Source organism: Pseudomonas helleri (assembly GCF_001043025.1).
Taxonomy (GTDB): Bacteria; Pseudomonadota; Gammaproteobacteria; order Pseudomonadales; family Pseudomonadaceae; genus Aquipseudomonas; species Aquipseudomonas helleri.
Genome location: NZ_JYLD01000013.1, coordinates 98,865 through 112,952, shown reverse-complemented (window position 1 = coordinate 112,952; position 14,088 = coordinate 98,865). Strand labels below are relative to the sequence as shown.

At 60.7% G+C, this 14,088-nt stretch carries 11 protein-coding genes and 1 riboswitch; of the genes, 3 read left to right on the top strand and 8 right to left on the bottom strand.

The features are described from left to right. Nucleotides 1-50 precede the first annotated feature (50 nt). From peaD to peaA, 4 genes are all read right to left on the bottom strand, one after another. A complete protein-coding gene (gene peaD, locus TU84_RS19870; RefSeq protein WP_048372100.1) occupies nt 51-1,169 on the bottom strand; it encodes a quinohemoprotein amine dehydrogenase subunit beta in 1,119 nt (372 codons plus the stop codon). Between the two features lie 33 nt (nt 1,170-1,202). Continuing rightward, nucleotides 1,203-1,526, bottom strand: a complete 324-nt coding sequence (gene qhpC / locus TU84_RS19865; protein WP_048372098.1) for a quinohemoprotein amine dehydrogenase subunit gamma — start codon at nt 1,524-1,526, stop codon at nt 1,203-1,205. A gap of 1 nt (nt 1,527) precedes the next feature. Beyond that, nucleotides 1,528-2,958 carry a quinohemoprotein amine dehydrogenase maturation protein gene (gene peaB / locus TU84_RS19860; protein ID WP_048372096.1) on the bottom strand — a complete coding sequence of 477 codons (1,431 nt, stop codon included), beginning with the start codon at nt 2,956-2,958 and terminating at the stop codon, nt 1,528-1,530. Nucleotides 2,959-3,042: 84 nt separating this feature from the next. Next, the gene (peaA, locus tag TU84_RS19855; RefSeq protein WP_048372094.1) at nt 3,043-4,623 is read right to left on the bottom strand and encodes a quinohemoprotein amine dehydrogenase subunit alpha; all 1,581 of its coding nucleotides are present in this window, start codon (nt 4,621-4,623) and stop codon (nt 3,043-3,045) included. 370 nt (nt 4,624-4,993) lie between these two features. On the opposite strand from peaA, the gene TU84_RS19850 reads away from it, so the two are divergent. Next, nucleotides 4,994-6,484 (top strand): aldehyde dehydrogenase family protein, encoded by a 1,491-nt coding sequence (locus tag TU84_RS19850; protein WP_088500402.1) that lies wholly within the window; start codon nt 4,994-4,996, stop codon nt 6,482-6,484. Between the two features lie 102 nt (nt 6,485-6,586). Here the strand turns inward: TU84_RS19850 and qhpG are convergent, their stop codons facing one another. From qhpG to TU84_RS19830, 4 genes are read right to left on the bottom strand one after another with little or no spacing between them, the layout of a single operon-like run. Beyond that, nucleotides 6,587-7,888, bottom strand: a complete 1,302-nt coding sequence (gene qhpG, locus TU84_RS19845) for a flavin-dependent monooxygenase QhpG (protein WP_048372093.1) — start codon at nt 7,886-7,888, stop codon at nt 6,587-6,589. Next, nucleotides 7,885-8,562 (bottom strand): subtilisin-like serine protease QhpE, encoded by a 678-nt coding sequence (qhpE, locus tag TU84_RS19840; RefSeq protein ID WP_048372090.1) that lies wholly within the window; start codon nt 8,560-8,562, stop codon nt 7,885-7,887. The genes qhpG and qhpE overlap by 4 nt, the downstream gene beginning before the upstream one ends. Next, nucleotides 8,552-10,270: an ABC transporter ATP-binding protein gene (locus tag TU84_RS19835; protein ID WP_048372088.1), complete on the bottom strand. Its 1,719-nt coding sequence runs from the start codon at nt 10,268-10,270 to the stop codon at nt 8,552-8,554. The genes qhpE and TU84_RS19835 overlap by 11 nt, the downstream gene beginning before the upstream one ends. Beyond that, entirely contained in the window at nt 10,270-12,174 is a 1,905-nt protein-coding gene (locus tag TU84_RS19830) for a sigma-54-dependent Fis family transcriptional regulator (protein ID WP_048372087.1), read from the bottom strand. The genes TU84_RS19835 and TU84_RS19830 overlap by 1 nt, the downstream gene beginning before the upstream one ends. Nucleotides 12,175-12,294: 120 nt before the next feature. Between TU84_RS19830 and TU84_RS19825 the strand changes: the two genes are divergently transcribed. Together TU84_RS19825 and TU84_RS19820 are read left to right on the top strand one after the other, a co-directional pair. Next, nucleotides 12,295-12,792, top strand: coding sequence for a PaaI family thioesterase (locus TU84_RS19825; RefSeq protein ID WP_048372085.1), 498 nt, complete (start codon nt 12,295-12,297; stop codon nt 12,790-12,792). Nucleotides 12,793-12,969: 177 nt separating this feature from the next. Next, nucleotides 12,970-13,172, top strand: a riboswitch (cobalamin riboswitch). A gap of 112 nt (nt 13,173-13,284) precedes the next feature. After that, complete coding sequence (locus tag TU84_RS19820) at nt 13,285-14,061, top strand: methyltransferase domain-containing protein (protein WP_048372082.1); 777 nt, start codon at nt 13,285-13,287, stop codon at nt 14,059-14,061. Nucleotides 14,062-14,088 lie beyond the last annotated feature (27 nt).

The following is a 14,088-nucleotide window of genomic DNA, read 5'->3' as shown; positions in this document are numbered from 1 at the left end:
GCCCGCTCCCACAACAAGCCCGCTCCCACATAAGTGTTTTGGGGCTGGGGTTAACGCACAAACAGTTGTGAGGTGGTGATGGCCATGTCGCCACCCGGCAATTTGATGCTGCCCACTTGTTTCAGGCTGTCGGCATCAAACACCGCCACGTCGTTGTAGGTCCCGGCGAGGTAGATTTTGCTGCCGTCCTTGTTGAACGCGATGCAGTAGTACGAGTGATCCAGCGGCGCCGACTGCAAGAGTTTTTGTTGCTTGATGTCGTACTTGGACAGACGGTTTAGCAGGCCAAACATCAGGTTCGGGTCTTTCGGTGAACGCATGCCTGTGAAGTAAATTTCGGTCAGCGGGCCAAAATCGGTGGTTGTCGCCTTACCGGTTTTAAGGTCAACGCTGAGCTGGCCGTACACGTAGTCGGCGGTGGCCAGATCCTGTTTGTCATCCTTGAATTTGGCGGCGGTGTAGAGCAGCGAGAAATCGTGCAGGTAGCTCTGATGGTTCCAGAAATACAGCACGTCCGGAGAGCTGTAGCCTGGGCGGTTCCAGTGGCGGGTGGGGAGCAGCACATCGAACTTGCCGGTCTGCGGGTTGACTTTATAAAGGTCTGGCCCGGCCACGTACAAGCTGCCGTCGTCACCCGCCTGCATGATGCTTAATTGCCGGGGTGCCGGAAAACTGCGGATCGGCTTGGCATTCAGACCGGCATCGGTGGCGTACACATCAAGCCGCGGTTGCTGCACCTCGTAATGGTCGTTGAGCATCAACGTCGGGTTGGCGATGGTGTACAGCTCCTTGCCGTCCGGGCTGAGGGTGAAGCTGAACATGGCGCGGGCCTTTTCCCCCGGTTTTTGCGTGATGCTGGCATGGAACACCTGCTTGCAGGTGTCCAGCTCGACGCCATACACATCGGCGTAGTGATTATTGAGCACGTACGCGGTTTTATGGTCCGGCGATATTTGCACCGAGCCCGGCCCGAATGCGTCCGGCATCTTGCAGGTTTTAAACAGCGTGTCGGTAGCCGCATCCACCACGTGCAGGTTGTTCGGGTAGTTGGTGAGCACCATGTACTCATGGCCGGTTTGCAAGGCGCGATTGTCATCGGCCAACACGGTCAGCGAAAAGGCGCTGAGAACGGCAAGCGCGGCCTGGCCGCAGGTTTTGATGCTTGGCATGCTGGAATCCTTATTCTTGTTTACCCAGGCAAGTCATTTGTCTTTTGGAAAGACAGTCCCAAGGTTGCGCCAGTTTTCGTTGGACGCCTGAGCGTCCTTGTTCCAGTCCGGGTAGGTGCTCATCATGTCGGGCACCTGGGCTGGCCACCAACACGGGTCGGAACAGCCGTACAAGTCAGACTCCATGGGCTGGCACAACGACGAGACGCCGCCAAACGCATCAATTTCCCAACCTGGGTCGGTGGTCGAGGTGCACCCCGCCACCGAGTTCATCGCTACCACTTCCTCGATCCGGTTTTCGGCCGCAGCCTCATCGAGTTTCAACGCTTTGTTATTGATTGCCTTGAGATGTTTCATATCAGTGAGCCTTGCGCGGAGTGATGTAACTGCTGATGAACGCAGGGTTTTGGGCCATGATCCGGGTGTACACCTCGATGCCGAAGTCGACCCAGTCACGCATCAGTTCGCAGTAGTGATAAGTCGGGTGCGTCGCATCGCCATAGCGGGCGTAACTCTCGTGGTAGCAGCCACCGGAGCACAGATTACGGATCTGGCAGTCATCGCAGCCCGTGTTGCTGCGGTCCAGGCGTTGCGACAAAAAGTCGTTGAGTTCCACTTGTTTCACCGCGCTGTGTACGTTGCCAAACGTCGGCAAGGTCGAGCCGGTAAAGCGGTGGCACAGGTTGAGTTCGCCCTTGTAATCAACGGCCAGCATTTTCAGGCCTGCGCCGCATGGCAGGGCTTTTTTGTGGCCTTCATGGATGTCGGTAATCAACTGGTGCAAGTTGGAAAAACCAATGTTGCGGTGCTCCAGTGCCGCCTCCAGATAACGTCGGCCAAGGCGTTTCATGCTGGCAAAGACTTCGACCAGTTCGTCATTGCTGAGGTTGAAGCTGCTGATGTCACCGGATGTCACCGGGGCAAAACCGACTTCGGCAAATCTCAGTTCGTTGAACAGGTGGTCCCAGATGGTTTCGACATCGGTGACGCCGGTGGTCAGGGTCACCCTCGCACCGACCGGGCGGCTGTTGTAGCGCGACAAGAGCATTTCGGCCTTGCGCCGCACCACGTCATAGGTGCCCTGCCCGCCCACGGTGATGCGGTTGCGGTCGTGCACGGTTTTTGGCCCGTCAATGCTCACTGACAACCCGAAACGGTGGGCGTTGAGGTAGTCCACCGTGTCTTCGTTCAACAGCGTGGCGTTGGTGGTCATCACGAACTCCACCGACTTGCCCGCCTCGGCAAAGCGCTTCTCGCAGTAATCGACCATATGCTCGATCAGCTTGCGGTTGCTCAACGGCTCGCCGCCAAAAAACACCACGGTAAAGCGCTCTTCGTCCGGGGACTCGCGCAAGAGCATTTCAACCGACGCCACGGCGGTGTCGATGTCCATTTTCTTGCCCTCGGAGGGCTTGTCCAAGTCTTCCTTGTAGCAGTAGGTGCAGCTCAGGTTGCAGCCGGTGTTGACGTTGAGCACCACGGTGTTGATGGCCGTGCGCTCAACCCGCTTGGCGGCTATGTCCGGGGTCAGAGGCGAACCGTCGCTGACCAGTTCCAGGGACATCAGCTCACGCAGGGTTTCGGTGATTTCTTCACCGTTAAAGCGTGAAGCCAAGCGCTGGATCAGGTCATCCGATGAGCAGCCGGGGCCGCGCAGCGTATCGATGATGGTGCCGGTCAGCTCATCGCTGGCAAACAGCGATGAGCTGGGTATGTGAAACAGCATGCGGTCAGCATCCACGTGCACTTCGTGCAGGTTGCGTTCGACCAGATTCAAGATTGCGCCCATGCCAAACCTCCAGTGCGAGCCCCGTCGGCGGGGCTTGCGGTCATTCCGAAAAGTGTTTGTCGCCAGTGCTTGCAAAGGCCTTGCTTAGGGAATGGGCGGATTGTTCCAGCGTTGCACGGTGACGATCATATGGCCCTCGCCGGTCAGCGCGTTGCCTGCGTCGTCGACCGCTGCAATCACTTTGAGGTTGCCGGCATTGTTGGTAGACATTTTGCGTGCCGGGTTAGGCCCGGCATCGCCCGGGGTGAAGATCCCGGTTTCAGCCTGCATGACACCCGCGAACTTGACGTCTTCGTCTTCCTTGGCTTGTTCGTTGAACGCCTCTACATGCCATTTTGCCGGCACTAGACCGATGCGATAGGGCTTGCCATCGGCCCCTTTGCCCCACGCTTCAGCGTCAAAGCGGCCTTGAACCTTGGGCGTCGAACCGCCGCCACCGCCAATTCGTGCTACCGAGAACTCGGGCACCACCTTGACCTCGGCGATCTGGTTGTACACCGCCAGAGCTGGCCCCTTGAGCGCGCCCACGCTGACCTCACGCAAGCCCGGTTGCGCATCGGCGCCAGCCTTGACCTTCAGCTTGATACGCGACGGGCTCTGCTCCAGCACTTCAAGCACCTGTACGCCCTGCCCCAGATTCGGGGTGCCGCTGAGGCCGCTGCCGATCAGGGTGATTTCGCTTTCACTGCCGGCTTTTACGTAGCCCGGCTGCACCGCAAGCACACGGTTGCTGCCCTCTTTGGCGGCGATAAAGTCCAGCCCGCGCTCGTCGTGATCGGCTTCAAACATGCGCCCTTGCAGGGTGTTGTCCTTGGCGGCGAACACCTGATGCATGTTGACCCCGTCGATCTTCACGTTGCCGCGCCATTCGTAGCCGCTGTAGAGCAAGGCGCTGCCTTCGCCGTTGAACGGCGCACCATCGGCATATTGTCCGGTGATCTTGACCTTGAAAGTATCCTCGCCGTCTGGCGCAACAGCCATCACCCCGGCCACTTCCCCTTTGCCCGGCAAGTGCCCGCTAAAGCTCCAGTTGCCTGCCAGGGTTTGTCTTTTGGGCGCAGTTTTCAGCCATTGCTGCCAGGCCGGGTTGTCCAGCGGATAACGCTCGGCCAGCATCGGCACCATTTGGGTTCGTGCCAGATCAAACCAGTCACGGTCGCGGGACAAGGCCTGGTATTCCAGCGACGGCCATTGCCCGAGGTGGAAGTTCACCAGCCGTTCCCATTCCTGGGCCGGACGCCGTTGCAGGGCAATCCGCGCGCCGGAGTGGCAACGGGCGCACATTTGCGTGGTTTGCTCGTCGAAATGTTCGACCGTGTTCAAGCGTCGCTCCAGGGCATAGCGCACGCCGTCCGTTTCGCTCGGCGCCAGGCCTTGAGTGTCGGCCAGGTATTTGACCAGCGTGCGGCGATCCTCATCGCTGATCTGCAAGCCGTGCATGGTCTGCATCCGGGCAATGCTCATCAGCCAGCCTTCCGGGGTTTTGCGCTGGTGGCTGATACGGCTCAGGCCGTTGTTGGCTTCGGGAATATGACAGCCCATACAGTTTTGCTGGAGGATGCTCTGGGCATCGCGGGCAGCCAGGCTGTCCGGTGCATGCAAGCCTGCGCAAACGGCCAGGGCCAGCAGGCTGGCGTTCAAGCCTGATCGGAGTTTTATCTTCATCAACGTCGGACCTCGCACGGTGCTTTCTTATTGTTGTGGCTTATCGTTTTGAAACGTCTGAACGGAGTAATACACGGAGCGTGCCAGCTTACGAAAAGCCCGGTAAATCAGCGAGATGGGCGGCGATACAGGTTTTGCGCCGCGTGTTTGCAGGCTTTGGGGCGTTTTATATCGAGACAGCTGTTGCACTCTGAGACGCGGCCAGAAGGCGCCCTCGTTGCGAAAACCGTCTCAAACCTGTCGCAGATTGCGACAACTGGCCATGCCGGGCAGACGCTGTATGGCCTCAAAACCCTGCAAATACGGGGTAATAGCAAACTGGCACAACCGTTGCGAATGCCCTCGGACACTAACAAGACGAGGACTCATCATGTCGCTTGCTGCTCTGCTTCCTGCCACTACGGCTTTTATTCAACGCGCCCCGCGCATGCTGGTTGGCGGCGCCTGGGTCGAGGCCGCAGACGGCCAGACCATGCCCTTGCACAACCCGGCCACCGGCGAAGTGCTTTGCGTCGTACCCAAGGCCACGCCTGAGGACGTTGACCGCGCCGTTCTGGCTGCCCGCCACGCATTCGATGACTCCGCATGGACCCGCACACGGCCACGGGAGCGGCAAAACCTGCTGTGGAAACTGGCCGACCTGATGGAGCGTGATGCGCAGTTACTGGCGCAACTGGAATGCCTGAACAACGGTAAAAGTGCTGCCGTGGCCCAGGTCATGGACGTGCAGTTGTCCATCGATTTCCTGCGCTATATGGCCGGGTGGGCGACCAAGATCGAGGGTTCCAGCGTCGAGGTGTCGTTGCCGCTGATGCCCAACGATCAGTTCCACAGCTTTATTCGCCGTGAAGCGGTGGGCGTGGTCGGCGCTATCGTGGCCTGGAACTTCCCGCTGCTGCTGGCCTGCTGGAAACTCGGCCCGGCGTTGGCAACCGGATGCACGGTGGTGCTGAAGCCTGCCGATGAAACCCCGTTGAGCGCACTCAAACTGGCCGAACTGGTGCAAGAAGCCGGTTACCCCGAAGGCGTGTTTAACGTGGTGACCGGCACCGGGATCACCGCAGGCTCGGCACTGACCCACAACCCGCTGGTGGACAAACTGACCTTCACTGGCTCCACCGCCGTGGGCAAGCAGATCGGCAAGATCGCCATGGACTCCATGACCCGCGTGACCCTGGAACTGGGCGGCAAGTCCCCGACCATCGTCATGGCCGACGCCGACCTGAAAAGCGCCGCTGCCGGAGCGGCCAGTGCCATCTTCTTCAACCAGGGCCAGGTCTGTTGCGCCGGTTCGCGGCTGTATGTGCAGCGCAAGCATTTCGACAATGTGGTGGCTGATATTGCCGACATTGCCAACGCCATGAAGCTGGGCAATGGTCTGGATTCCAGCGTGGACATGGGCCCGCTGATTTCCGCCCGCCAGCAGGAACGTGTCGCGCATTACATCGAGATGGGCCGTGAAAGCGGCGCCACCATTGCCTGTGGCGGCGAGCAATACGGCCCCGGCTTTTTTGTTAAACCGACTGTGATTGTCGACGTTGATCAACAACATTCACTGGTGCAGGAAGAAATCTTCGGCCCGGTGCTGGTGGCGATCCCGTTTGACGACGAGGCAGACGCACTGCGCATGGCCAATGACAGCCCCTACGGGTTGGGTGCGAGCATCTGGTCAAACGACCTGGGCGCGGTGCACCGGATGATCCCGCGCATCAAGTCTGGTTCGGTGTGGGTCAACTGCCACAGCGCCCTCGACCCGGCGCTGCCGTTTGGCGGCTACAAAATGTCCGGCGTGGGCCGTGAAATGGGTTATGCGGCGATTGAGCATTACACCGAGTTGAAATCGGTGTTGATCAAGCTTTAACTCATGTAGTCGCTGACGAGGTACGAGGCTGCGATGCGGGCCTCAGGACCGCCGCTTTGGGGTCGCTACGCAACCCATCGCAGCCTCATGCTTCGGCAGCGACTACAGGATGGGTTGGTAGCCCTGGCTGACTAACCAGCTTTTGAGCGCGCGCGCTTGCTCCTGGGTCAGCCCCGCCAACACGTTTTGTGCAGGCTCAGCCTGCAAACGCCGCAGCACAGGCGCGACTTCTACCCCTTGCACATGCCAGATCCCCAGCGGCTGATCCGGGCTGATGACCACCTCGGCTTCATCCACGAAACCATCGCGCAACACCGGCGCCCGTTCTATTTGCAGTGCGGCAAAATCTGCCTCGGCGTGGGCTGTCTGGCTGTCCGGCCAATGGCGCCGTGCAGTCCAAAACGGTTGTTGCGCCCAGCGCTGTTCTTCGGCGTAGAAATCCCGGCCAATGCGCGCAAAGCGCATAAACAGTTGCTCGACCCGCTGCTGGTGAAAGCGCTGGGCCAGGGCCGCTCGTTCAGGTTTACGCAGGAGCGTGTTGATCACCGCCGGTGCCTGCAACGCCGATGACAAGGACTGGAAAATCCCGTTGCCCGACAGCGGGTCAACCGCCATCGCCGCATCCCCGACCCGAATCCAGTTTTCGCCGCACACCTGCGGGCTCAAGATTGCCGTGCTGCTGCGGGCATGCAGTTGCACGTCGTGTTGCCCCGAATCGGCAAAAAATGCTCGGGCCAGCGGCGAGGCCATTCGCTGCTGCTGGCAGTATTCCAGCAATTGCGCCTTGCCCGGCAGTTCGGCACTGGCCACGTCCACGGTCCATTGCCAATAACACTGGCCGTCCGCCCGGCGTGCCATCCATGACCAGCCCTGCGCCAGGCTTTCAACGGCACTGGCGGTGTGGCCCGGCGTCGCTTGCCAGCGATTGAGCAAACTCACCGTCTCCGGGCCGCGCAGGCCTTTGCCTACGGCAGGCGCCTGACGCCCTCGGGCTTCCACCAGAAAATCTGCCTGCAGCGGCTCGCGCCCTTCGAGGCTAATGCTGTGGCCGGTGGTAGATGACGCCACTGCCAACACGCGGGCCTCGACCACGTCTACCCCGGCCAGACGCAGGTCTTCACGCAGCCCGCGATCAAAACACGGTCGATCCAGCAACCACTCGATGTTTTGTGCGTGCTGCTGGCCGTTCCACGACACTTGCCGCTGTGAAGGCAGTACCGCGTCGGCCACCGCCCGCTGTAAACCCGCTGCACGCAAAGCTTCCAGCACTCGCTGCGAAATACCTTCCAGCGCGGCAAACCGGCGCCACTCGCTGACCAGCGTCACCGGGTAGCCCAATCGCCGCAAACCCATGGCCACTGCCGCACCCGCAGGGCCTGCACCCAACACCACAATCGCAGTCATGAGCCCACCCGCCTCTCAGGCCCGTGATAGTGGGCATTGGTTTTGAGCCACTCCAGCAATTGCACATTGGTTGCCTGCGGCTGTGCAAGCAGTTGGCTGGCAAGATGACCGCTCAAGGCCGCGCAACCGAGGCTCGCCCCCGATTGCCCGGCTGTGTTTGAACGTACGCAGGCGGCAAAATCCGCCTGTGCGGTATTCAGCCACGACCATTGGTCTTGCGTGCAACGGGCATCGCCGGTCACTCGCAGCACCTGCGGGTAACTGGCCGGGTACACGCCCTCGCCCTGCGCCGGGCTTGAGGCACACAGCAACACCCCGCGTGCCACCGCCAATTCACACGCCTCGCGCAACAAGCTGCGGTCCTGGCGCAAGCCAAGGCTCAGGTTGATCAGCCGCACGTTTTGCGTCAGCAGCCAGTCAATCGCCGCCGCAATCTGTAAGGTGCTGGTGACCCCGCGCTGATCGAACACTTGCGCCACGCAAAACACGGCCTCTGGTGCCCGCTGGGCGATGGCCTGAATGACCGCAGTGCCGTGCCCCAAGGGATCGTCCTGCAACTCGCTGTGCAACAGTTGCCCATCGAGCAGGGCAAACCTGCGCCCTGCCACCACCTGCGGCTGTTGTGCGGGGGCATGGCCGCTGTCGACCACGCCAATTCTGAGTTCAGGCTTCATGCAGCACCTTGTTTGCTGTCAGTTGGCCGCCCTGCAAATGCAAACACAGGTCGGCGTTGGCAAGGGTTGAAGGCCGGTGGCTGATCAGAATTCGTGTACGCCGCGCAAACAGGCGGTCGATGGCCTCAATGACTTCGCGTTCAGTGGCCTCATCGACGGCCGAGGTGGCTTCGTCCAGCACCAGAATCAACGGGTCTTGCAACAACGCCCGGGCAATCGCGATCCGTTGCTTTTGCCCGCCCGACAACTGCTGACCACGCTCGCCCAACGGGCTGTCGAGGCCTTCGGGCAGGTCGGCAATCAAGCTGTCGAGTTGTGCCAGCCTGGCAACTGCGACCACCGCTTCACGGCTGGCCCCCGGCACCGCGTAAGCCAGGTTATCGGCCAGACTGCCGCGAAACAGCACGATGTCCTGGCTGACCACTGCAATCCGGCGGCGCAGCGCCAGCAAGTCCAGTTCGCGCAGGTCAACACCGCCCAACAACACCCGACCGGACTGTGGGTCGTGGTGGCGTTGCAGCAGGTCAACCAGGGTCGACTTGCCAACCCCGGAGCCGCCACTGAGGGCGACTTTGCTCCCGTAGGGAATATGCGCATTGATCCCGTTCAGGGTGCTGGGACGGCCGGGATGGCTAAAGTGCACGGCCTCGAAACGCAAGTCGCCCTCGTCTGGAAGCGGTTTGGGGTTCGAAGGGCTTAGCACGGCAGGCTGTTCGCCGCGCAATTCCATGACCCGGCCGAGGCTGACGGTCATCCGTTGAATCGCCACATACAGCCCGAGCAGGCTTTGCACCGGCCCGATGGCCATGCCCAGATACGTTGAAAAGGCGATCAGCGCACCGAGTTGCCAGGTGCCCTGCACGACCCAATAGCCGCCAATCAAAAACACGCAGGCCCGTGACAGCGAGGTCAAGGTGCCCGGCACGGCCTGGGTGAAAAACTCGGTGACTTGCAGGCGCAGGAGTTGGCTCATATAGCCTTGGCCCAGGGTTTCCAGGCGCTTGGCTTCGCGCTGCTGCTGACCGGCCGACTGAATAAACTTCATCACCGGCAGCGTCTCGACCATAAACGATGAGACGTCAGCCGAGCGCTCGCGCAATTGGCGGACATCACGTTCCACTTTGCGCCGCATCCAGCGCAGCCAGAGCACATCAAGCGGGATCAGGATCAAGGCCAGCAGCGACAGCTTCCACGACAAGGCCAATAACATGCCCAAGGCCACCAGCAAGCCAATGATGCTGGACACTGCCGAGAACAATGAGTCCACGGCAAATCGCTGGATTTCGGCGACATCGCCGTCGATCCGCGACATCAGATCACCAATACGCCGTTGCCCGTAGAACCCCGGCGACAAGGTTTGCAGGTGCTGGTACAGGTCATCACGCAGGGCAAAAAGAATCCGCCCGGACAACCGGGTGTGCAGGTAACGATTCACCCCCGAGAGCGCCGTGCCCAATAGCCCGGCAACGATCATCAGCCCGGCCACCGTCGCCAGTACCGGGAAATTGCGCGCGAGCAAGCCGTCATCAATCAGTTGTTTGGTCAGCCACGGCTGCACCAGCACCAGTAACGAGGCACACACCGACAAGCCCAGCAGCCCGGCAATCGCCAAGCGGTGCGGGCGAACAAAACCGTACAGCCAGTGCAGCGCCTGATGCAACGCTTGCGGATTGGGGCTGTCGATCAGCCCGACGATAAGGCGCCGCATCACACGCGCAACTGTTTGAGTTTGCGGTACAGGGTGGCCCGGCTGATGCCCAGCGCTTCAGCGGCCGCAGACACATTGCCCTGGTGGTTATCCAGGGATTGGCGAATCAGTTCCAGTTCGTTTTCGCGAATGCTGCCCGCCGGCGGGCGCTCGCTGGCGCTCAGATCATCGAGCAGGCTGTCGGGCAGATGCTCAAGGGTCAGCTCTGACTCGTCAGGCTCGCGCATGGCCAGCAGCGTGCGCAGGACCATTTCCAGTTGGCGGATGTTGCCCGGCCAGTGGTAACCGTCGAGCAAAGCTTGCAAATCGGGGTGCAAGCTCACGTGCGGGGCCTGCAATTTGCCCAGCAAGCGGGCAATCAAGGCGCCGAAATCCTCGCGCTCGCGCAGGGCCGGCAGCATCACGCTGATGCCATTGACCCGGTAGAACAGGTCTTCGCGAAAGTGGTGTTCGAGCACCAGTTGTTTGAGATCACGGTGGGTGGCGCAGATCAGCGCGACGTCGATGTCCTGCTCTTCGCCTGCGCCCAACGGTGCGACCTTGCGGTCTTGCAGCACCCGTAACAGGCGCGCTTGCAGGGCCAGCGGCATGTCGCCGATTTCATCCAGAAACAAGGTGCCGCCGTGGGCCTGTTGCAGGCGGCCGATCATGCCGCCACGGCGCGAGCCGGTGAAGGCCCCTTCGCGATAACCAAAGAGTTCGGACTCAATCAGGCCTTCAGGGATTGCCGCGCAGTTAACCGCAACGAACGGCTTGGCGCTGCGGCTGCCGGCCATGTGCAAGGCGCGGGCGACCACCTCTTTGCCGGTGCCGGTTTCCCCCAGCAGTAACACCGGCAGCTCATTGGCCAGGCCCTGGCGCGCCATGCGCAAGGCACGGGCGTAACGAGCGTTGTTACCGGCCAGCGCCTCCAGATCAGGCGCGGGCGGCATGGTTTTCGGCGCCGTGCGTGGCGCCGTCAGCACATTCGGCGAACGTTGTGGCGCACGCAGGGTTTTGTAGAAGAATTCGCCTTGGGCAGTTTGCAGGCTGCCCAGGGCGCCTTGTTGCAGACGAGCCAGCAGTTGCAGGCCATCGAGCCCGAGGAACGCTTCGCAACGTTGCCCTACCAGCGCCGAGCGTTCAGCGCGCAACAATTGGCAGGCCTGGCCACTGGCCGCGAGGATCTGCCCGCTCAGGCTGACCGCCAACAGGCCTTGCCACGGGGACTCCAGGTACTGGCAGCGGCTGTGGAAGGCCAGCACGATGTGCTCCGAATAGCTGGTGTTGAACACCCGGCTTTCAATCTGGCTGACAGCCATGCCCAGTAACGCGGTGCTGTCGTGCACGCGACCGAGCGGCCCTTCGCGGGTCAGGTCGAGCACGCCGAGGATGTCGCCTTGCGGGCAATGAATCGGCACTGAGGTGCAGGAAAAACGGCTCAGACGATCCAGATAGTGCTCGCCACAGTCGATCAACATGGGTCGGCCTTCGACCAGCGTGGTGCCCAGCGCATTGGTGCCGCGTGCGGCTTCGCTCCAGCAGGCGCCGAGGGTAATGTCCGGCACCCCGCTGCCTTTGAGGCGGTCTGCGCGGCCCTCCACGGCCAGAATAGTGGCGTCGGCGTTGGCCAGAATGATCAAGCCGTCCTTACCCTGACGCTGGTTCAAGTAATCAATGGCCGGCATGGCCGCGTCGATCAGTAACTGGTTGTTGGCCAATAACAGGTCAAGGCTCGCAGTGGTTTGCAGGCTCAGTTCATGCTGGCCACTCACGGGCACACCGTGGTTGAGGCTGCGGCGCCATGAGGCGTCGATTTCGGCACGCAACACGCCACTGGGCACCAAACCTTCGAGGTGCAGTTTTTCCCGGGCCAGGCGAACTTCGCGAAGGGGCTTGGGCTGAAGTGTTTTTGTAAGAGTCATCAGGTGCTCCACAGCAGTGAGCTTTGCGATTTTTATTTTAGATCTGCGCACTGTTACCAATCTTTACGTTAACGTAAGGGGAATGGCAAGATTTGAAATCCAGTAAAGGACGATCACGGTATGCACCACATCTCCCCTTCCTTGCAAGACACCGCTGCGCCTGAAGGCGTTTGCTATGGCTGTGGCAGCAACAATCCCCATGGCCTGCACATCAAGAGCTACTGGCATGAAGACGGTGTTCACGTTGTAGCGGAACATTTGCCGGATGCGCGTTATTGCGGCTGGCCTGATCTGGTGTACGGCGGGTTGATTGCGATGTTGGTGGATTGCCACTCGAACTGGACGGTGATGGCGTATCACTACCGCGCGGAAGATCGCCAGCCAGAGAGCTTGCCGAGGATCAATTGCGTCACCGGCAACCTGGGCATCAAGTTCATCAAACCCACCCCGATGGGCGTCCCGCTGACCCTGCGGGCCTGGGTTGAGGGGGATGTCGGACGCAAGAGCCGGGTGATCTGCGAGGTGTATGCCGGGGAGGTGCTGACGGCGGTCGGGGATTCAGTGTTTGTGCGGGTCGATGCCGGGAAGTTGGCGGATAAAGCCCATGATCGTAATTAACTCTTTACCTTAAATTTACTTCATATCTATCTGATTTATATAAATCTCTGTAGGAGCGAGCTCGCCTCGCGATCTTTTAAAACATCAAAAGATCGCGAGACAAGCTCGCTCCTACAGGACGTTTGAACATGAAGGTTTTTTCATGTTCATGGTTGACGCATCGGGTGACCAATGGTCAGATGCGCGCCTGTTTCAGGTGTCCTTGGCCATCGCGCCCAGGGTGAAACGGGAAGCCGGTACGCCTTTTCAGGTCAATCCGGCGCTGCCCCCGCAACGGTATGCGAGCGAAACATTCAAGTAGCCACTGTGCTTTGGCATGGGAAGGCGAATGTTTCATGACCCTCGTGAGCCCGGAGACCGGCCTGATCCAACATATGGCACTCCGCGGTGGGCGGATGCAGGCCTTGGCGCGCGCAAAGTCCCTCCCTGCCCGTCATTTTTCTGCGTGAGTTCCCCTGAGTGCCCGTTTTGGTTCAACCCGACGGCGCCTCCATGACCCCTGCAACCCAACTGCCCGCTGCTACCCCTTTTGTCTGGCCCGACCGTGAGGCTGCGTTTTATGCCGAGCATCTGGCCGGCTCCAATTATGTGGAGCGCGTGGGCGGACGCTTGCTCGAGCTGCTCGGCCCGCAACAGCAATTGCTGGATATTGGCGCCGGCTCGGGGATTCTCGGTCGCCACTTGCTGATGCCCTGTGGGCAGTGGACGGTGGTTGAGCCCAACGCCTTTATGCGTAGCAGCATTGAGCAACTGGCAGCCCAGGCACCCAGTGTTGAACTGAGCCTGCACAACGGCCTTTGGCAGGACTTGCCAAATTTGCCGCTCACCCCGACCACAACCGTGTTGTGCGCGAATATCCCGGTGGCAGACGGCCAGGCCCTGGCGTTTGTTCAGCAGGTTCGGCCGCTGGCCACGCGCACCCTGGTGTGGAACCTGCCCGCGCAGGAAGGCCCGCGCACGTATTGCCTGTCCGGTTTCTTGCCGCCGCAACTGCACCGCAGTGACATGACCCCCGGCTACCAACTGACACTGGCTGAGTTGCCGGATCGCTGGCAACCCGACCAGATCCATTTCACCGACTGGGCCTTCAGCACGCTGTTTGCCTCGCCGGATGCGGCCTTGATGCACTTTATGGAAAAACTCGGCGCCCTGGATGGCGCAGCGCAGGGGCTGCTTGAACGCCACCTGCAAGACCACCTGCAAAAAGTGCCAGGGGGTTGGCTTGCCAGTGCCCCGAAACGGGCGGCCAGCTTGATCTGGCACGCGTAAATAACTCCTATAAAAATGCCTTCGGAC